Source organism: Massilioclostridium coli (assembly GCF_900095865.1).
GTDB lineage: Bacteria > Bacillota > Clostridia > Oscillospirales > Ruminococcaceae > Massilioclostridium > Massilioclostridium facile.
Window position 1 is genome coordinate 382,170 of record NZ_FMIZ01000006.1, and the last position, 19,391, is coordinate 401,560.

The window sequence follows — 19,391 nt, forward strand, 5'->3', positions numbered from 1 at the left end:
CTCCTATTGGTCCCCCATTTTTTTTTCCAAAACAGATTTTGTAGCATCTGTTACAATTGTCACAATATTATTGATATCATCCGCATTTAATGGAACCCCACAAAACATCAGTCCGTCATGTTCCAACAGCATTGTTCTTACTTGATTTGCTAAATCATCCATATTTTCCATTTTATTGGATTCTTTCCCATCTAACAAAAAATCAGTCGATACCCCAAAAACATCGGCTAATTTTAATAAAATTTTATGGTCGGGCTGTCGGCGGTTTTGTTCATACATCCCCACCGCACTTTTTGAGATTCCCAATTGTTCCGCCAAATTTCCCTGTGTCCATTTATGCTGTTTTCTTAATTGTTTGATTCGGTCCCCTAGCATTACATTTCCCCCAGTTTATAAGTTCAATTATTAGCATAACATAATAAAATTATTTTTTCAATCTATTTTAGAACATTTGTTCTTGAAATTATTGACAATCCACAAACCGTGTGTTATGATATTAAAAACACATATTGTGTAAATTAATAAAGACAATTCGATCTCAATCAGGTTTCCTAACGATTTATTTTATTCCAGGAGGTACCGATATGACACAAAAATTATCCTATGATATTCTATCATTGCCTGAACAGTTTCAACTTAGTCAAGATTATGAGACAAATCAAGAACTGCTTTTACGGCTAAAAAAGGCTCTATTTAAAGCTATGGAGGAAGAATTAACTCCAAAACAACAGCAGGTAATTAAACTATATTACTTCCAAAATAAAAACACCGTGCAGATCGCACGGATATTTCATAACAATAAATCGACTATTTCCCGTATCCGCAGGGCTGCTGTCCATAAATTAAAGACCTGTTTACAATACAGTATGATGTAGCTTATTGAAGCCCCATTACACTGACTAATGCAGTAATTGCTACAATGCTAATTAAAATGCTGATAGAATTTACCAACCCCGCAATTTCGGTATCTCCACCACATTTTGCGGTAAATACAGGTGCCAATGCTGGGATAGGAGCAAAAGATATAATTACTAATACCTGGCGCACTTCCAACGAAAATGGCAGACAATGATAAAATATCAGTGCTGTAACCACTGCAAACCCATAACGGATTAATAGGGAAAGAACTACCTTTTTAGCGTGCTGACGGTTAGATTTTAACTCAAACATCAGTCCAATTGTCAACATCGCCATCAGACTATTTGCAGACCCTATAGTCGAAGTTACCTGTACTATACCATCAGGGATAGAAAATCCTAATAGGGCGGTAACCATCAACAACAAATATACATCAAATGGTATAGAGGAAAATAACTTTTTCAATATACTCTTTACAGTAGTCTTTTCTCCATTATTGATTACAGCACAGGTTGCCGCATAAGAGCCACCAGTACAAATAATGGAGTTTCCCATATCAAACATACAGGTTGCCACAACTCCAAACTGTCCAATAAAACTTTGGACAAACGGCATTGTAAAACACCCGATATTATAACCTGGCAGGTTTAACATATAAAAGATGCGTTCTTCATCCGATTTGCGGCGTGATATTATCCAAGCTACTATTAGTAATATTCCTCCACAGCCAAATCCAACAAAACAAAGTAAAAATAGGGAATAATCGTTTTGATAATGGGCAAATGATGTAATGACCGCCGCTGGCAGTGTAAGGTTAAACATAATTTTTGATGTCAGGTTTACATCTTCTGCCTTAAAGAATTCTACCTTTTTTAAAAAATAAGCCAGAGCAATAATAAATACTAGTCCAAACGCTTTTAGCAATACTGTTCCCATATTCGTTTCCTTCCCATTTTTTCATAATATTTTATTACCCAACAAAAATCACCTTTTACCTAATATTTAAAGTGTTGGAATCAAAAATAATCCCAGAGGATAGATTGATCTACCATCTGGGATTTTTTCTTGTGATGCACTACCGGAATGTATAATAAGACTGTTTTCTACTTCCAAAAATCATCCATAGGATAATACCCACAATTAACATTACAACACCGGATACCATGGTAATAAAACTTAATAGGCTAATCTGTTGGTCATACAGGTTTAAAACAATTGGAAATACCGGATTGCTGGACATACCATCCATAAATAAAATAGCGAATTTTCCGATTGCCAAAGAAAATCCTCCACATAATAGCACACCTGTACCTAAGTAAGTTAAAATACGTTTTGGTCCAGCCGAAAAAACCAGGGCTAACACAAATACTGCTAATAAAACCAAACACAATACCCAAGCAGTTTGGCTTGCCAAAGTACTCATAAATTGGGTTGCCTCTTCTGGAAGTTGAGAGGAAGCAGAAGGAAACACTTCTGCAATGCTTTCATAAGGGATACTGTCTATAATCGTTTGCTTCATACTATCCGATAAAAAAGAAACACCGTCCAATAATTCTTCTAGCATTGGTTGCAACGCTGTTTTTACACTCTGCGCTGTAATTGCATTGCTCTCATCCTGATACAATAAATAATCAGAAATATAATCTCCATATTGGTCAACTAATGTTTGGATTCCAGATGAATTCAACACATTTTCCCATTGTTCCTGTGTAATCTGGGAAAAAACAGGATCATTGGAAAGAGCGTTCTGGATTCTCTCTGGAAGGTTGACTTCTTCTATTGCTGTATGTACAGCATCCCTGGATAAAGAGTTTCTAACCGCTGTAATATTCAAAAATACAATACCATCCAAAAGAACCAATATTGTCAGAAAAACAGATAATACCTTGCGCCCAAAAGATAATTTTTGCATTGCTCTTCTCTCCCTTTTATAACATCGACAGAATTTGTTCCGCTTTTTGCGCCTGTACCATAGCCTTACCATGGTCTACAACATATTGTAAATTCCTTTTTGCTTCTGAATTATCACTTAATTTTACTTCCAACATGCCTAGTTCATAATGGAACTTTACTTTTTGAAATGGATAAGAAGCATCCCTTAAAATACGTTCTAAATTTCTTTTTTCTGTGTCAATATCTCCCTCTAAATGCGCCAGATGAGTATTCATCAATAATAATGCTGTTGGCGCCAATTGTTGAGATACCCTTTTATTTTTTCGTTTCTGTTCTAACTCTCTAATTTTCCGTTTTAGCTCCTCAATTCCTTCCGCATTTCCTTGATGAAAGTATAGGTTGGAATATAAGTTATAATAAAAAATTTTAGAGGCGCTAGAAAGTTTCTTTTCCTGGATTTTTTTCAATTCTTCTTCCACCTCGGTAAACCGTTCCATGACAACAAGGCATTGGATTCTATCCAAATCCAATTCCCTTTTTAAATATTGACCAAAAATATGGGGACGAACCGCTTGGAAAACTGCCATCTGTTTTTCAGGGTCACAATATTCATATAAAATAGTTTTTAACTGGAACCGCAATTGGTTGCGGTGATATGCTTTATAATATATCGCTCCAATCGCCAACAGCAGATAGATAAGAATTAAACTACTGGAAAAATGAAGGGTAAAAATATAACCAAGTATTACTGCCAATACAACAAATACCACCAAAATGGTTACCAAATTGGATTTTTTACAATACTCCTTTACAATAGAAGCTGCATCCTGATTTAGGTTTAAGTCTTTCATATGTAATAAACTCCTATATTTTCTAAAAATCATTTTGGATTTTACCAGCCAAAATAGAATGGCTACCAATTAGTAAAAAAGCAGGCGGAACGCCTGCCTTTTTCTTAAAAGCTATCTTTCATAATCTGACGGGCCTTGTTTACCAGCTGTTTATCGTTATCATAGGTAAGTAGCTGGTGGACGCGGTCCAATTCCACCCACTTAATTTGGGAAATTTCTTCTTCTTGTGGAGTGTAATCGTAGGTTTTTGCTTTTGCAATAAAATAAATAACATCCTTTTTAATATCGCGCTTTGGATAATAAGAAACAATTTCACGAAAGGTAGGATCAATCATTACTTCAATCCCTGTTTCCTCTCTTATTTCCCGGATAGCGGTTTCCACTTCAGTTTCTCCAGCTTCCACATGGCCTTTTGGAAAAGACCAATGTCCTCCATTGGCGTGTTTAATCAAAAGGAGCTCAATATTCCCATGGAACTTACGAAAAACGATTGCGCCACAAGATTTTTCGTAATTCATACAACTTCCTCCAATCCTATAAGATAAATCATAATTATTATAACACACCACAAGGAAAAAGTCTTAAAATTTTGAAAAAAATTTAATAATGGAGCAAATATTCTTTCTAAATATCTATCATTACACAATTATTTCTATTGTATCCATATACATAAAAATGATTCCTCCCCATGATAAATTCTTTTTTACTATAAACGGAATATTAGAGGAACAGCTTACCTAGAAAAACCAATTTTATGCGTCCTACAAATAAATGAAATAGATACTAACGGTATCGATATCGTTTTTGACGTTGCAAAAAGGCGCAGTAAATACTACGCCTTTTTGATTCTATGTTCTTTTTTCATAACCTATTAACACTCATAATCCGCACTTAACCGTTCCTGTGCAACAGAGCGGACAAAAGAAGCAACCTCTAAATGCTTTGGATTGGTCTGATATGCCTTTAAAGCGGCTTCATCCACAAAAGTCGTATCCAACAATACAGTACCGCTGCTGGATGACAGCAACTCATCCTGTACTTTAATATCAACCAAACCGTCAATCTGACCTTTTAGCCCCTCTAAACTGCGTTTTATTTTACGGGCATGGTCAATATTTTGATCCACAGTAAAAGCATCTTTTAATTTCCAAATCACGAAATGTTTCACCATATAACACAGACCTCTTTCTCATTTCATATAAACCCACAAATGGCATTTTTGTTATTACTTATTATAACAAGAAAAATTCCAAAATACAACAAAAACAGGGGGATTTCTCCTCCCTGTTACAGTTTGTTTTCAAGTTATCCAAAATTATGTACTATTTATTAACGTTTACATAAGAACAATTTTTCTGGATAAGTTCTAGCTTTTTCTGGCGCGAAAGCTGTTTGATTGCATATTCCCGTTTCATAGCAGCGGAACGGCTATTACATTTTTCCCAATAGACCAATTTTACCGGAAGGCGGGAACGGGTATACTTTGCCCCCATGCCGGCAGAATGGACAGCAACCCTTTTTTCTAGATTACAGGTCCAACCAGTATACAAGCTTCCATCTCTGCACTGTAAGATATAAACAAAATTAGCTTGTTCCATTTTGATTCTCCTAAGTAGTGGCAATCTGTTTTCCTGTGTGGTCAATTCGGTAATGGTCCGTTAATACCAAATCTTCTAATAAGACACACTGGTACTGCTTTGTTATTTCCGGAAGTATTTTTTGTAAGGCAGGCACTGTTTGTTTTGCTTTCGAATCCACATGGAATAACAAAATAGAACCGTTAGTCATTTTCGGAAGGACATTTTGAGTAATGCTCTCCACTGTTGCATCCAGTTTCCAATCCTTGCTGTCAATATTCCATTGGATTACTTGATAATCAGATAATGCCTGTATGACCGTATTATTGTATTCTCCATACGGACCACGATAATAAACGGGCTGTTTTCCCGTAAAAGCCTGTATTTTTTCAGCACATTTTACGGTATCCTGCAACAAATCTTCCGTAGATAGTTTTTGGATATGGGGATGGGTATTGGAATGGTTTTGTAACCCATTTCCAGAGTTCACAATCAATTGCGCCCCCGCTGGACACCGGTCTAGCCAATCACCTGTGACAAAAAAGGTTGCTTTTGCTCCGTATTTCTCTAATAAATCCAAAATTTCTTCTAAATCAGAGTCTTCCCAAGCCACATCAAATGTCAAAGCGACCTTTGCTTCAGATGTTTCCACTTGATATACTGGCAACAAACGGTTTTCTTTCGCATCTGAATAAAAAAAACAAAAAAAGATACCTGCTACCATTCCCAGTGCCAATGAAATGATCAGTAGCAAAGAAAAATAAAACTTCTTATTTCCGCCTAACAGAATACGCATAAACTATCACTCCCATGCCAGTTTATGCGGCTTTAGATTGTCCCCATTCCATTTATTCAAAAAACTGCTTTAGCTTTACAAACTGAGAGCTCTCCTTTAACGAATTTACAGAGTAAAGGAACAACGCAGTATGGTAAGAATCAAGGTCAATACAATCCTGATAAGATGTATTCCAGGTATTCAGGTTTACTACAGTAATCTGTTCACAATGGGGCAGATAGAACTGTACCAGTGTTCCTGCATTTTCATCTCCAAAAATCAGCATTTTCTTTCCTTCGGTGTTATTGGTGACAATATCGGTTACTGGTGCAGAACTTCCCTTTAAAAAAACATCTGTCTGGTCTGATGTATGTAAATATTCTGGATAATAAATCGAGTTTTGGGTAGAAGCGCTGCCCCCATTTATTTCGGTTACTTGTATTTGCAGTTCTTTTTTAGTATAGTGGTATAAATCAATATTATCGAAAGCGGCATCTTCATACCGCGTTTTTTCGTATAAGTCTCCTCGGAACGAGTCGGAGGCATGTTCAATACTATAATCCGATAAATCTGTCGTCACTAAACCAAGGGATTTTGCAATGTAACTATACAAAGTATAAGCCCCTAAACTGGTCAAACTATCCTGAGTATTATAATAGATCTGTTCTGTTTTTGCTGCGGTTAACGGGGTAATAGAATCCAAACAGGTAATCGAGGGATCCATTTTCGCATACATACTATTGATAAAAGTCACTTCATTTTCTCTGGGAATATAGGATGGTATCTGCTCTTTATATAATTCTGCTGCGGAGGGTAAAAGGGTAATGTAGGACTGCCCGTTAAACTGATTGGAAAAATCATTGATATAATCTTTCATCGAATTTACGGCCTGGTTAGAAGGCAATTGTGGATCTTCTAATAAACGGTTTCCCGACAAATAGACCCCATTAATCTTTTTTTGCCCAATTAAAATCATCGCTTTTGTTTTTAATCCCAACAGCCAATCTTTCCCTGGAATTGTTTGCTTTAAATACTCTTCCACCTGGTCATCATAATTCCCTTTTACAACTTTTGTCGCAGAAGGCAAAGGAAACTCAGCTGATTGGCTATTTTTTAAATTCCTCATGAAAAAACCAACTGTGGGAAACAAAATTAAAATGGTAAAGAGCCCCACGATTAATTTGTGCCTCATAAAAATTCACTTCTTCCTTACAAAGTAAAACATAAAAAGGGGATAGTATTGCTATTCATTAAAAAAGCAATACTAAAAATCCATATGATAAAAATGACCATTGGCTTTAAAAGATGGTAAATTTTTGGATAGTAGAGGTATAAGCTCTCTTTGTAATGTTTTAAAAAATGGCTACTGATAAAGATACAAATTAGTAAGATAACTAGATAGGATGCAAAAAAATAGATTGTTTCGTTATTGATCCAAGGATAACGCCCCCAACCAAACATAACCCCTAAATAGGAAAGTGCAGAACTTACATTGGGGTGGGATAACATAACAAACACAAATACCGTCATGAAAAAGGTGTAAAACTGCCCTAAGAACCGGGGAATCTTTTTTAAAAAATTGCCCCAAACAAACCGTTCCCCCAATAAAATAGTAACATAAAAAACTGCCGCTATTATCACATTCCATCCAAAACCACGCCAAAAGCAATAAGCTGCGATTACAATCAAAAGATTGAATACCAACCACAGTTTTCCTTTGTGGATACCATTGAGTGGATAAAAAATATACCGTTTGAACCAGCGGATTATGGATATATTCCATCTATGCCAAAACTCTGTCACACTCCTGGAGGAAAAGGGAGCCCGAAAGTTACGTGGCAAGTAAAATCCCAACATCTTTGCCAATCCCCTTGCCATATCGGTATAGCCGGAAAAATCGAAATAGAAACGAAAAATAATTGCCAATATTCCCAACCATGCTGTTAAAATAGAGAGGGAACTATCGTCTGCCGCTAAAATCTGGCTGCACAATGGATACAGGTTATCCGCCAATAAAACCTTTTTCCCCAACCCTTTACCAAATAATAAAATCCCTTCTGAAATATTGAAAAAAGAGATTGTCCTGTTCTCAAGCTGTCCAGAAAAATTTTGGTAACTAATTACCGGTCCCGCCAGCACTTTTGGGAACATAGCAAGATATACAAAATAAGAGATAAAATTTTTTTGTATGGTTGCTTTTCCCCAATAAATATCTACTAAATAAGAAATACAGGATAAAATATAAAAAGAAATTCCCAATGGAATATGGTAAACCGTAGTTACCTTTACATAGCTGCTAATATAATCCGGCATAATTTTACAGGAAATAAAAATTCCTAAATTAATCGCCAGCCCTACTACCAACCATGCAACCCTTGCCCTGTTATCCTTTTGAAATTTGGTATATAACCGGCCAATGATATAATTGGCAATTGCGATATTTACCAGTAAAATAATATAAATAGGTTCCCCGAAAGAGTAAAATAGAATACTGCCCAAGGTAATCCAGTAATTTTTCACTTTAGCTGGGAGTAGATAATAAATCAGAAAAAATACTGGCAAAAAACAGAATAGAAAGCTAAATGTGGAAAAAATCATTGGTTTTCCTCCTGTTTTAACAGCTGGATTAATCTTTGATATTCCTCATATCCCACAGCATGATTTAAATATTCCAACAAATGGTTGGTGGAAAGATATTCTGGCAAACCTAGTTGTTTAAACAGCCATTTTCTTCTATTTTTGCTGTTTCCCCCACCACTTAGACCATCTTCATACAAATGGTATTTTGTCACTGGCGTCCGTTGAATAGGCTGTTCACATCCTATCCCTGCCTGTTGCAACCGTTTCCGCAAAATTTCATCCGATATTCCTTCCACTCCCAGGAATCCTGCTTTAGAGGGCTTTTCTTTCCGTTTTTCCTTCCCTAAAATTTCGGGAATAAATACATTGGTAACCCGTCCACCATGGGCAATGGATTGGATATAATTGCGGATGACCAGTCCAGCGGTATCGCTATCGGTTAATACAACTACCCCTTGCGTTTGCGCCAGTTTCCGAATCAAGGCGGATTTTTCCCGATCTTTAAATATGCGGAATCCATCTGTTTGGATTACCAAGCCATCCACTAGATGTTTTAATTTTATCTTATCGTATTTTCCTTCCACTACGATTGCTTGGTCTACATGAATCATCCCTTCACCTCTTGCCTAGCCAGAATCATTTTACCAACTGCTGTTTCCAAGATAATACGGTGGTCTACCCTGGAAGATTTCAACTTGATATCCGCTTCCATCAGGCAATCCAAACAGCGTTTTATCTGCCCCATAGAAAAGCGGGAACAATCCCGCATAGCGTTCCTCATCCGAAACTCCCTGCCTTTATAAGAATACGCCTGTAAGATCGCATCTTCATTCTGCCCTGCGCTTTGTGCTGCTCGGGCACGATAAATATCCAAAAAAGAAGTATTCATAGCAGATAAAAGCAATATCTCATCCTGTTGCTGGGATAACAGCCTATCCAAAATCTGAAATGCTTTTTGATATTGTCCTTGTAGTACCGCTTTCGCAAGGTCAAAAGAAGAGCTTTCTACACTGGGGGTCACTAATTGGAAAATATCATCCCTAGTAATTTCTCTCCCCAAAGCATAAAAGGCCAACTTATCTAGTTCATGTAATAACGAATTTAGCTCTGTCCCACAGAGGTCAATCAAATCATATGCCGCTTTTGTACTGATAGCACTCCCCAATTTTTCTGCCTGTTTGCAAAGGATTTTTACTAGATCAGAACGGGTTTTTAACACAAATTCAGTTACACAACCAATTTTCTCAACCAGTTTAGAAAAATTACGGTATGTGCTGGATTTTTTTAATATAACTTCCCGTCCAGGATACCAAAAAATCAAAATAGTGGTTTCTGGCAAATCCTGAATCATCTGTTCTAGCTGTTTCAGTTGTGATTTCCCTAATTTTTCTAAGTCCATATCTTCCACCGCGATACAACGGTGTTCTGACATCATAGGCAGTGTTTCCACTTCGTTGGACAATTGCTCCAAAGTCGCTTTTGCCCCATCTACCTTTACAAAATTAAATAGTGGTTGACCAGTAACCGCTTTTCGGAACAGAAGATTCGCTGTTTTTTCCAACAGGTAATTTTCCTGCCCATACAAAAAGTATACAGAATAAAATTGATTTTGACGAACCTGCTTCACCAGCTCTTTATCCGATATATAAGGCATCCTTTATTTCACCTGTCCCTTCTCATCACAGACCAATTCCACTAAGTTGGATTCCGTTTGATATACGGTTTCACCATTTTGCAATAACACTTGGTTATTCTCTAAAATTATATCATATTTCACAGAAAAATCCACGGGTTTCCTGGTAGTTTTCCCATTTTTTAAATAAAATGTTACGATTTCACCTTCCGGTACTGGAGGATAATTTCCCATGGCAACCGTCACCTCTCCCCATTTACAAAAAACAGACTGGTTATCCAAAATCAAACAAAAATCATCCCGATTGATTTGGATAGAAGTATCCTCTACTACACGAGTATTACTCAGGTCAGATTGCATAATATCGCCGAGCATTGTTCCTTCTTCCGGAACACATATCCAATCCACCTGTTGATTCTCCAATAAAAATGGAACTCCTGCCGCTTCTTTCTTATTGGCATCTGTTAAAACCAACAAATCTACTTTTTGGGTACCCTTGCCTTGTAAATAGGAAAGGGTATGATATCCTCCCTGATATCCTCCACAGTTCAACAACACAGTGGTACCATCTTTTTGAAGTATTACACTATACCCATAACTTCCATCCACAATAGCCATTATCATTTGATTGGAAACTGTAATTTGATAGGATACCGCTCCAGCTACTAAACAAGTAACCGAAGCGCAAGCGACCAATGCAAGGAATTTATTTTTATGAATCCCTACGGCAATAAGAACTAGCACCAAGCTCAAAACACACCAGAGCTGGACAAAATCATAATGCAACGGAATAGGCGGTACATGGGAAAATAGTTTTGCCAGCTGTTCCAACCCCCAAATAGAAGCATTTTCCAAATAACAAATAGGGGCCAATAAAAAGGATACCTGTGGCAGAAGCAATCCTAAAATAGCGATAAAAAAGCCAAAACACAAAATAACAGTCGCCAACGGAATTGCTAATAAATTGGAAATCGGGGAAACCCAAACGAACTGAGAAAAAGACGCAACAATTACTGGAATCGTAAATATGGTTGCGCTTACCCCAACACTAAACCCTTCCACCAAAAATCGGACCAAACTGGATTTCAGTTTTATTTTTTCAAATATCCGTTTTGATAGCGGACGTGCCAACAACACCAATCCAAATGTTGCGGAAAAGGAGAGCAAAAAACTGAGGTTTAAAATAGAAAAAGGAGATATGATTAAAATTAACCCAGCAGCTAAGCCCAGTGAATTGACCGAATCCGCTTTAGCATCCATTAACTTTCCAATTAAAATTGCCCCCATCATAATACCGGCACGGACAACTGATGGGGAGCAACCCGTTAGCAGCGCAAATAAAAAGATAAAAACAATTCCTAATAAAGAAGAAACTTTTCTAGGCACACGGATTTTGCTTAAAGTCCCTATTATCAATGCCATTAAAATCGAAAGATGCAAACCACTTACCGCTAACATGTGGGAATATCCAGCTAGTCGGAAGGATTCTGTGACAGAATAGGGTATCTTTTCTTTCTGCCCCAATAGCATACCGGATAAAACTGCTGCCTGTTCGGGTTGCAAATGTTCTTCAAATACCTGTATAATACGGTCCCTTAATTGGAATAACATCGCTTGGAAGGAAAAACGGTTATGGGATACTACTTCAAAATCCTGTACTTCATCAAAATCTGTGGACAAGAAAAAATATTTCGTTTTTGCTTGGTCATCTATTGTCAACTGGTTTGATTTTGATATCCGTACTAGTTCTCCAGTAAACTGGCATATATCCCCATATTGACAGGGCAATTGAGTAGAGGTATTACTGCGTAAATAATAGTAGCCCGCAACTTTTTTGTGATCAATTTCTTTTACACGGAATAAATATTCCATCGTTCCATTCGTGTCTTCTGTACAATCATACATTACCGCTTTTACTGGAACAGTTTCTCCGTCCCACGCTACAGCTGGCTGGTACACAAATACTTGATAAAACCCCAAATATGCCACTCCAACTGCCAAAGAAAAACAAAATAGACAGAACGGACGAAATTTTCGCTTAAAGTAAAATAAAAAGCTGATGGATGCTGGCAAAACTGCCAATATCCAAATCAGCTTTCCACTAAAAAAGGATGCAACCAATAAACCAGCTGCAAAACCGCCACCTAGTTTTAACATTGGTCGTGTCATTTTTTTGTTTCCTCTTTCTCCGTTTCCAGTTGTTGCAGTTTTCTCAGTTTCTTTTTGCGGTTATAAATAACAACCACTATACCGACAATCATCAAAACAGCAACTACAACTGCTATAATCCATTGAATTGACATTCCATCGGATTGTCCTTCACTTGATGATTGATAGTTTAGGTTATTTTGCTGGATATACGGATTAATTTGATGCTGAGTTGCCACCATAGCTAAAATAGCCTGTCCTGTAGAACGAACCGTACTTTCCTCACCTATTTGAACCGAGAATCCTCCATCTGACCCTTGATACGCAAGCAAACGATCCATCAAGTTTTGATGATTCTGAGCAAACCTGGAGTCATTCACTGATATTCCCAAGGAATTCAACGCAATCATAACATAGCTCAAGTTCTCAGAATATGCTATTCCATCCTGTAAAAAATCGCCATCTTTATTTTGAGTATCCTGTAGATAGACAAGCCCTTTTCGGACAGCGTCACTCACTTCTTTTTGATCTACATAATTGGACAATGCCGTTAACACTGTAGCGGTATCCCGAATTTCAGAACCCGGCATTCCAAAAGAGCCATCTTCGTTCTGGCTTTCCAACAACCAGTTCACTAGACGTTTTCGAGAATTTCTGGCGTTCCTTGACAAGCTATAATCATTGCTATCATATGCAATTAAAGCAAACGCCATGCTATAAACCCCTTCTGTTGGCAAATCAGGGTATTGGTATAATACTTGAATGAGGTCAAGACCTTGGAAGTCTTTTGGATTTAATCCACTAAATACCAGGCTTAAAATATCCTGCTCTAAAAGGAACGCCTGATGGTATTCCCCATTGCGTTCCACAATTTTCTGTTTCATTTTGGTAGCGGTAGCAACATCCGTTGTGGTTCCACAAACTCCAGTCACAATTAAATAAGTTTCATCTTTCTCGTTTAAGCCCAGCCAAGTACTTGCTCGATTCAAGGCAGCGGTCATCTGGTCATCCCAATGAAAACCAGCTTCGTCCTGATTCTCGAACCCATCAAAACCTCCACTATTGGAAACAGGCTCCTTCTGGCTAGAAGAACGGTCTAGAATAGAAGTTGTTGTCGAATTCTGAAAAGATTGTTGGCTAGAAGAAGCTACTGTGGAAGATAACTGGGAAGAACTAGATTCTAAAGAAGAACTGGTTTGCTCGGAAGAACTGTTGGATTCTATCGTAGATTCTGGCTGGGAAGAAGCCATGGAGGAGCTGGACTCAGAAGACTCTGTTTCCGCAAAAACAGGAGTAACAAAACAAAAGAATAAGGCAAAAACTAGGCAGCATGCCAAACATCTTTTTATCATTTCATCCCCCCCCTTTGATTCATCATAATACCATACCAGTACGGCGAAAATGTCAATTTATCATTCATTTTTACAATGTTTCTGTTATAAAAACGATTTTTCTCCTTATTTTTATTATACAATATTTTTTTATTTTTTCTATAGATGGGCTCAAACAAACATGATATTTAGCTATTTGCATAAATTTAAACAAAAAAAATTTACTGTTTTATCATTACAGAACAAAACAATTGCTTATAATTTAGGACAAAAATGATGTTGATATCCTCTTATACGAATAAAACAAATTAAACTTTTTGATAAGACGCATAAACAACAATTTGGATATATTTTTTAAATGGGAAACCAATCGTAAAAAAACATCGAAAGGCCTCCCTTTCGATGTTTTGATTATTTGAAAATGCGTTTAAAAATCTGTTTCCGGAACTTCTCTTGATACAATTGTACAAGCTGCGTAATTGCTAAATCGTAAATAAAAAATGTAATAATCACAAATACAAAACCGCCCGCCAACAGCCAGGGGTTAGTCTCAATATCTTCCATTCCGAACAGATATACTACGGCTAAGTATCCCGCTACTGTTACAATACTAATTAAAAGTAGCTTACATAGGTATTCTACAATACGAGAAGGTATCTGCTCCAATACTGATTTTAAAATTGGATAATACCCTAATAAAATAATATAAAACAGTGCTGCCTCTCGATCCGGTGAAATAAAAATGGAAAGGATGGATACGCCGATATAAACAACCAACGCATATTTGCGCCCCAGTTCCATTACAATGAGTACCAATAATACCCCCGCAATTCCGGGCAAGGCAAACATGGCAAATGGAAAAATCCCCGTAAAAAACATCAATACTATGCTTAAAGCAGTTACCATACCACCTAAAGCAACTTTTTGGCTTAATTTCATTACTCGATTCCCTCTCTTTTTCACAGATAGATTAACAGCACGAAATCAAGTCGCCGCCCATACATTCACAACAACAGTCTGCACAGATTAAGCCGCTGCACAAATCACAGCCACTGCAGCCCCCCACATTATTTTGCGGAGTACGATATTGGCCATTTTGTGCGGAGCCAAAATTCCCTTGGCGCTGCCAAGCCATACGGTTTAATGCTGCACGGTATTCCGCATTATTGGGATCCATTCGGTTCGCAGTGGAAAAATAGTTGGTAGCGTCGTCAATCCATCCTCTGGAAAAAAACACTGTGCCTTTCAGAAAATACCATTCAGCAGTTCGACTCTCCGGTCCCATGCCATCTAACAGTTCTTCTGCCTCTACCATACGATTGTTTTGGATCATATTACGGATATCCGTAAATCCAGCTGAGGAATTGGCATTATAGTTTGTATAGCCCCCAGACTGTGCCTGTTCATAAGAATATGAAGAGTTATTGCCACCAGTTTCTGGGTTGTCAATTGTTATGGTTGGGTTACTATTATTCTTTGCCTGCGTTTTACGACGCTCATTCATAATAGAATCAAACGCATCCGTAGCTTCCTGTAATTTCTCTGATGCAAATTTTTTCATGTTAGAGTCATCATAATTATCTGGATGGTATTTCCGTTGCATCACATTATAGGCTTGTTTTACTTGTTCATCTGTAGCGTTTTGACTAATTCCAAGAATCTGATATGGATCTGTCATTTTGTTTCTCCCTTTTTTGTAAAATTATCGTTCGAGTATCTTTTAACCCTAAATAAATAATATTATCTAAAATCGGCTTAAACCGCTTTATATCGAGCAATTCATAAGCAGCTGCTAATTGAGCAATTGTTAAATTGGTTACCTCCACGGCATACTGAATAATTTCCTTTTTTTGTTCTTCTGTTGGCTGCTTTGTGTAAAATTTTAAAAGATAAGGATTGTAATTACCTGTTTTGATATCATCTTCCAAATCATCCAAGGCGTCTATTAGATAAATATATTTTCCCAGCATATAGCCAACTTTTTGCAAGATGTATTTTTGTTTTTCATCTGTCCCCAACATTGCCGCAATCTTTCCAAGTGCAGTTGCGGTTGGGTCACTCGCCCTGTCAATACTGGTAACCGTTTCCTGTTCCGCTTTCCATTGTTGCTCCATCATCGCTGCTACGACCTCTTCCATCTCGGGTTGGCATTTTTTTGCTTTCCGATGAGTAAAGCTGACAACTGGTAAAGCTAAAGCATATTTTATTTTTCCCCAAAAACCACTGTCACGAATATTATCCTTTACTTTATAGTAGGCCATAATCATGGCGGTATGGGCAGCAAATGACAAATCATCACAAGCGCACATACAATTCTTTTTCGTAAGTGGATGCGCGATACAAACCTGCCGTTTTAAACCATGGCACTGATCTTTTAAGGAAAGGGAAACCAATGCTAAAAAGGTCATGTCATAACTGAGCATCATTCTGGCAATGGGTCCATACAATCGCCCCATCTGCTTACAAAGCCCACAATAAATCCCTTTATACCATTCAAATTCAGCAATTTTCAATTCAGGTTTATAAGGCTTTACATAACCAAACAAATACATTCCCCAATTTCATTTCAGATTTCTTCTCTATATTCTACTCTAAAAAGGGCGTAAAGTGGTGAAAAAAGTGTAAAGATATCTTATCGGTTTATAAAAACAGGAAATTTTTTTCATCAAAATGTGGATAGCGCTCAAATAAAGCCGATTGTTAAGCTGGAAACAATTTATTTTGAAAAGACAAAAACTCCTAACTGGATTCCATCTATAAAACTCTACGATAAACCATAAGACAAAACAAAATCATTTCTTTTTATTTACCATCTGGACTTTAAATCCGCAAATAACTGTTCCCAGTTCCATGTTCCGGAATAATAATTCTGTATGGCTTGGTCAAATTTTCCTCCACACCATCCTATCGGAGCAGATCCTGCCCCACTGGGGATTATCTGTTTTAACCGGCATTTACTGTAAATCATCGAATCTACCTGGCAGGAAGCAGTATTGGTATAGGGAGAGAGTACACCGCTTTCTCGCAATAAATCCTGACCTTCGTCCGAAAAATACATCCAATTCAAAAAATCCAACAAACAATCCTTCTTGGCTCCTTCTGCTGGTTGATAAATGGTGAGGTAATCACACCCAATTACTAATTTATCCTGATCATCAATCACGAAAGGAGCCATGCAAAATAAATCTGGTTGCCCTACGTCGGATTTTTTCATTTTTTGCATGATGTCGCTTCCACCTAGATAAATAGCTGCGTTCTGGTTGGATAACATGGCAACGCTATCCATTCCGACATCGTTTTTTCCCACAAGTTCGGTAAACCATTGAAAGGATTCTGGCAAATGGAACTCGTGATTTGTTTCATCCAGCTGGGTGTAAGTAGCAAACAGGTCCTCAAAGTCCCCATCCCCACAAATAGGGCTAGATAAAGAAGTTTCCTCTTTTCTAGATTTTAATTCCCGCACAATGTCCTGCAATCCTTTTAATGTTCCGATAGAATCGTGATTGATCTGCATATTGTCCAATAATTTCTGATTATATAAAATACCATACCCAACCAAATCCAATGGCAAAGCAAAGTAATTTTCCCCTATTGTAACCTGATTCATCAAACTGGATTCTACAGGGGATATCCATTCCTGATTGGACAAATTTTCAACATCATCCTGCCAAAAAGATAAATCTGTTTTTCCACTGACCGAAAAAGCAGTTGGAATATTCCCCTCTTGGATACGGGACAATAACTCAGTATTATATTCCGCATTATCTGGCAGCCGGTCAATTTGTATCTGAACATTAGAATGAAGATTCTGATAAGCTTCTGCTGCGGTTTGCAGAAATTCCCCTTCTTCCCCTTTCAATACAATCTGAACTGTTACATCATTGGCAGGCAGATCAGCCTGTTTGCTTGGTAAAGAATAAGGCTGAACAGTACATCCTGTTAACAAACAACAGCTTACAATACAACTCATCCATTTTACAATCCGTTTCATGATTTCACATCCTTACATTTTTTACCTATATTGTAGAACAACAGGGAACAAAAAAATGTAGTAATCACCAGATACCTTTTGAAACCCTATTTTTCAACGAAATCAGATACCACTTTGCCTTTCTTTTAGGTTGTTCACTTTATTCAGTAAATATCCCAATTAAGGATGCAATTTATTTTTAAATGGAATTGTGAATCATGCTTTATTTCTTCTGTATTACTTTTATGTGTTACAAGTACTTTTTAAATATAAAATTTCTCTATGAAAAGGATACAAAGCATTATTTGCAAAAGCTTATCACTGGTAAATGTAAACCAATGTGGTCTTAATTACTAAATATCTATTTTAGTCACTCTATCCAAATATGCTACTTTTTTAAATAAAAAACAAATCTCAATCGTTCTAATTTTAATTTTTGCAAAAAAACAGCGGAGAGAATTTTCTCTCCGCTGTTAAAGAACAAGTTCTAATTATTTGTGGTCTACACCATACATGTGTTGGATGAGCATCAACACTTTGTTGGAATAACCCCATTCGTTGTCGTACCAAGCAACCAGTTTAACGAAGTTGTCGGTCAAAGCAATACCAGCTTTTGCATCGAAGATAGAAGTTCTTGGGTCAGACAGGAAGTCAGAAGAAACAACCATATCTTCAGTGTAGCCCAGGATGCCTTTCATTGTAGTTTCAGAAGCTTCTTTTACTGCTGCACAGATTTCTTCATAGGTAGCAGGTGTAGCCAGACGGCAAGTTAAGTCAACAACAGAAACATCCAAAGTAGGAACACGCATGGACATACCTGTTAATTTGCCGTTTAATTCTGGGATAACTTTACCTACTGCTTTAGCAGCACCGGTAGAAGATGGGATGATGTTGCCAGCAGCAGCACGTCCACCTCTCCAGTCTTTTTTGGAAGGACCATCAACAGTTTTTTGGGTAGCTGTTGTGGAGTGAACAGTAGTCATCAAGCCTTCTACCATACCAAATTTATCGTTGATAACTTTGGTTAAAGGAGCGAGACAGTTTGTTGTACAAGAAGCGTTGGAAACAACGTTCATATCGCTTGTGTATTTGTCGTTGTTTACACCCATTACGAACATTGGAGCATCTTTAGATGGTGCGGAGATAACAACTTTTTTAGCGCCGCCTTTGAAGTGAGCAGATGCTTTTTCTGTTGTTGTAAATACACCAGTAGATTCAACAACGTATTCAGCGCCACATTCGCCCCAAGGAATTTCTTCTGGGTTCATGCAAGCGTATACGTTTACAGCTTGACCGTTTACAACCAGTTTGCCGTCTTTTGCTTCAACTGTACCGTTGAATTGACCGTGCATTGTGTCGTATTTGGTCATGTAAACCATGTAATCCAAATCGATAAATGGATCGTTTACACCAACAATTTCAAATACATCTGGTTGAGCCATAGCAGCACGGAAAACCAGTCTTCCGATACGGCCAAAACCATTAATACCAACTTTAATAGCCATATTAAATAACCTCCAAATAAGTTTATATACTTATCATATACCAAAATTCAAAAATATACAAGAGTTTGACAACATTTTAACAGAATTTTTTTGGAAAATTTTTTTATCAGAATAACGTCAGAAATATGAACAATCACGAATTTTTCTTTTTTAACAAAAAAATAGCGGTAAAAACCAGCCTTATTGCAATTACCACTACAAAATAAGCCATAAAATAATTTTTTCTATTCTATTGATTTTATGCCAGTAGTTCTGTAAAAACAACGCAAA

Annotated in this window: 20 protein-coding genes; 1 reads left to right on the plus strand and 19 read right to left on the minus strand. The window is 37.2% G+C overall.

Annotation, left to right across the window (positions count from 1 at the left end):
- Positions 1-3: 3 nt before the first annotated feature.
- Positions 4-375, minus strand: a complete 372-nt coding sequence (locus BQ2683_RS04040; protein ID WP_069987471.1) for a helix-turn-helix domain-containing protein — start codon at positions 373-375, stop codon at positions 4-6.
- Positions 376-584: 209 nt separating this feature from the next.
- Between BQ2683_RS04040 and BQ2683_RS04045 the strand changes: the two genes are divergently transcribed.
- The gene (locus BQ2683_RS04045; RefSeq protein ID WP_069987472.1) at positions 585-875 is read left to right on the plus strand and encodes a sigma-70 family RNA polymerase sigma factor; all 291 of its coding nucleotides are present in this window, start codon (positions 585-587) and stop codon (positions 873-875) included.
- Between the two features lies 1 nt (position 876).
- On the opposite strand, the gene BQ2683_RS04050 is transcribed toward BQ2683_RS04045, so the two are convergent.
- The 18 genes from BQ2683_RS04050 to gap all read right to left on the minus strand — a co-directional run bounded on the left by BQ2683_RS04050 (position 877) and on the right by gap (position 19,121).
- A complete protein-coding gene (locus tag BQ2683_RS04050; RefSeq protein ID WP_069987473.1) occupies positions 877-1,794 on the minus strand; it encodes an AEC family transporter in 918 nt (305 codons plus the stop codon).
- A gap of 139 nt (positions 1,795-1,933) precedes the next feature.
- A complete protein-coding gene (locus tag BQ2683_RS04055; RefSeq protein WP_069987474.1) occupies positions 1,934-2,770 on the minus strand; it encodes a hypothetical protein in 837 nt (278 codons plus the stop codon).
- Positions 2,771-2,786: 16 nt separating this feature from the next.
- A complete protein-coding gene (locus tag BQ2683_RS04060) occupies positions 2,787-3,602 on the minus strand; it encodes a hypothetical protein (RefSeq protein WP_069987475.1) in 816 nt (271 codons plus the stop codon).
- A 104-nt stretch (positions 3,603-3,706) separates the two neighbouring features.
- Positions 3,707-4,120, minus strand: a complete 414-nt coding sequence (locus tag BQ2683_RS04065) for a bis(5'-nucleosyl)-tetraphosphatase (RefSeq protein WP_069987476.1) — start codon at positions 4,118-4,120, stop codon at positions 3,707-3,709.
- 353 nt (positions 4,121-4,473) lie between these two features.
- Positions 4,474-4,773 carry a Dabb family protein gene (locus BQ2683_RS04070; RefSeq protein ID WP_069987477.1) on the minus strand — a complete coding sequence of 100 codons (300 nt, stop codon included), beginning with the start codon at positions 4,771-4,773 and terminating at the stop codon, positions 4,474-4,476.
- Between the two features lie 151 nt (positions 4,774-4,924).
- Positions 4,925-5,200 carry a GIY-YIG nuclease family protein gene (locus BQ2683_RS04075; RefSeq protein WP_069987478.1) on the minus strand — a complete coding sequence of 92 codons (276 nt, stop codon included), beginning with the start codon at positions 5,198-5,200 and terminating at the stop codon, positions 4,925-4,927.
- A gap of 10 nt (positions 5,201-5,210) precedes the next feature.
- Complete coding sequence (locus BQ2683_RS04080; RefSeq protein WP_069987479.1) at positions 5,211-5,975, minus strand: polysaccharide deacetylase family protein; 765 nt, start codon at positions 5,973-5,975, stop codon at positions 5,211-5,213.
- A 52-nt stretch (positions 5,976-6,027) separates the two neighbouring features.
- Positions 6,028-7,080, minus strand: a complete 1,053-nt coding sequence (locus tag BQ2683_RS04085) for a DHHW family protein (protein ID WP_186996725.1) — start codon at positions 7,078-7,080, stop codon at positions 6,028-6,030.
- Between the two features lie 83 nt (positions 7,081-7,163).
- Positions 7,164-8,552 (minus strand): MBOAT family O-acyltransferase, encoded by a 1,389-nt coding sequence (locus BQ2683_RS04090; protein ID WP_069987481.1) that lies wholly within the window; start codon positions 8,550-8,552, stop codon positions 7,164-7,166.
- On the minus strand, positions 8,549-9,145 hold the full coding sequence (locus BQ2683_RS04095) for a ribonuclease M5 (RefSeq protein WP_069987482.1): 597 nt from the start codon (positions 9,143-9,145) through the stop codon (positions 8,549-8,551). Before BQ2683_RS04095 ends, BQ2683_RS04090 begins: the two co-directional genes overlap by 4 nt.
- The gene (gene holA / locus BQ2683_RS04100; protein ID WP_069987483.1) at positions 9,142-10,188 is read right to left on the minus strand and encodes a DNA polymerase III subunit delta; all 1,047 of its coding nucleotides are present in this window, start codon (positions 10,186-10,188) and stop codon (positions 9,142-9,144) included. Before holA ends, BQ2683_RS04095 begins: the two co-directional genes overlap by 4 nt.
- A gap of 3 nt (positions 10,189-10,191) precedes the next feature.
- On the minus strand, positions 10,192-12,336 hold the full coding sequence (locus tag BQ2683_RS04105) for a ComEC/Rec2 family competence protein (RefSeq protein ID WP_069987484.1): 2,145 nt from the start codon (positions 12,334-12,336) through the stop codon (positions 10,192-10,194).
- A complete protein-coding gene (locus tag BQ2683_RS04110) occupies positions 12,333-13,667 on the minus strand; it encodes a prenyltransferase/squalene oxidase repeat-containing protein (RefSeq protein ID WP_069987485.1) in 1,335 nt (444 codons plus the stop codon). Before BQ2683_RS04110 ends, BQ2683_RS04105 begins: the two co-directional genes overlap by 4 nt.
- Before the next feature lie 390 nt (positions 13,668-14,057).
- Positions 14,058-14,585, minus strand: coding sequence for a hypothetical protein (locus BQ2683_RS04115; RefSeq protein WP_069987486.1), 528 nt, complete (start codon positions 14,583-14,585; stop codon positions 14,058-14,060).
- 31 nt (positions 14,586-14,616) lie between these two features.
- Positions 14,617-15,324 (minus strand): J domain-containing protein, encoded by a 708-nt coding sequence (locus tag BQ2683_RS04120; RefSeq protein WP_069987487.1) that lies wholly within the window; start codon positions 15,322-15,324, stop codon positions 14,617-14,619.
- On the minus strand, positions 15,293-16,192 hold the full coding sequence (locus tag BQ2683_RS04125) for a DUF5685 family protein (protein WP_069987488.1): 900 nt from the start codon (positions 16,190-16,192) through the stop codon (positions 15,293-15,295). Before BQ2683_RS04125 ends, BQ2683_RS04120 begins: the two co-directional genes overlap by 32 nt.
- 260 nt (positions 16,193-16,452) lie before the next feature.
- Positions 16,453-17,637, minus strand: coding sequence for an ABC transporter substrate-binding protein (locus BQ2683_RS04130; protein WP_069987489.1), 1,185 nt, complete (start codon positions 17,635-17,637; stop codon positions 16,453-16,455).
- Between the two features lie 470 nt (positions 17,638-18,107).
- The gene (gene gap, locus BQ2683_RS04135) at positions 18,108-19,121 is read right to left on the minus strand and encodes a type I glyceraldehyde-3-phosphate dehydrogenase (RefSeq protein WP_069987490.1); all 1,014 of its coding nucleotides are present in this window, start codon (positions 19,119-19,121) and stop codon (positions 18,108-18,110) included.
- Positions 19,122-19,391: the final 270 nt, after the last annotated feature.

Bases quoted from the DNA above. Each gene is read 5' to 3' on its own strand.
- BQ2683_RS04040 (WP_069987471.1), bottom strand. From the start codon at position 375: ATGCTAGGGGACCGAATCAAACAATTAAGAAAACAGCATAAATGGACA.
- BQ2683_RS04045 (WP_069987472.1), top strand. From the start codon at position 585: ATGACACAAAAATTATCCTATGATATTCTATCATTGCCTGAACAGTTT.
- BQ2683_RS04050 (WP_069987473.1), bottom strand. From the start codon at position 1,794: ATGGGAACAGTATTGCTAAAAGCGTTTGGACTAGTATTTATTATTGCT.
- BQ2683_RS04055 (WP_069987474.1), bottom strand. From the start codon at position 2,770: ATGCAAAAATTATCTTTTGGGCGCAAGGTATTATCTGTTTTTCTGACA.
- BQ2683_RS04060 (WP_069987475.1), bottom strand. From the start codon at position 3,602: ATGAAAGACTTAAACCTAAATCAGGATGCAGCTTCTATTGTAAAGGAG.
- BQ2683_RS04065 (WP_069987476.1), bottom strand. From the start codon at position 4,120: ATGAATTACGAAAAATCTTGTGGCGCAATCGTTTTTCGTAAGTTCCAT.
- BQ2683_RS04070 (WP_069987477.1), bottom strand. From the start codon at position 4,773: ATGGTGAAACATTTCGTGATTTGGAAATTAAAAGATGCTTTTACTGTG.
- BQ2683_RS04075 (WP_069987478.1), bottom strand. From the start codon at position 5,200: ATGGAACAAGCTAATTTTGTTTATATCTTACAGTGCAGAGATGGAAGC.
- BQ2683_RS04080 (WP_069987479.1), bottom strand. From the start codon at position 5,975: ATGCGTATTCTGTTAGGCGGAAATAAGAAGTTTTATTTTTCTTTGCTA.
- BQ2683_RS04085 (WP_186996725.1), bottom strand. From the start codon at position 7,080: ATGAGGAATTTAAAAAATAGCCAATCAGCTGAGTTTCCTTTGCCTTCT.
- BQ2683_RS04090 (WP_069987481.1), bottom strand. From the start codon at position 8,552: ATGATTTTTTCCACATTTAGCTTTCTATTCTGTTTTTTGCCAGTATTT.
- BQ2683_RS04095 (WP_069987482.1), bottom strand. From the start codon at position 9,145: ATGATTCATGTAGACCAAGCAATCGTAGTGGAAGGAAAATACGATAAG.
- holA (WP_069987483.1), bottom strand. From the start codon at position 10,188: ATGCCTTATATATCGGATAAAGAGCTGGTGAAGCAGGTTCGTCAAAAT.
- BQ2683_RS04105 (WP_069987484.1), bottom strand. From the start codon at position 12,336: ATGACACGACCAATGTTAAAACTAGGTGGCGGTTTTGCAGCTGGTTTA.
- BQ2683_RS04110 (WP_069987485.1), bottom strand. From the start codon at position 13,667: ATGATAAAAAGATGTTTGGCATGCTGCCTAGTTTTTGCCTTATTCTTT.
- BQ2683_RS04115 (WP_069987486.1), bottom strand. From the start codon at position 14,585: ATGAAATTAAGCCAAAAAGTTGCTTTAGGTGGTATGGTAACTGCTTTA.
- BQ2683_RS04120 (WP_069987487.1), bottom strand. From the start codon at position 15,324: ATGACAGATCCATATCAGATTCTTGGAATTAGTCAAAACGCTACAGAT.
- BQ2683_RS04130 (WP_069987489.1), bottom strand. From the start codon at position 17,637: ATGAAACGGATTGTAAAATGGATGAGTTGTATTGTAAGCTGTTGTTTG.
- gap (WP_069987490.1), bottom strand. From the start codon at position 19,121: ATGGCTATTAAAGTTGGTATTAATGGTTTTGGCCGTATCGGAAGACTG.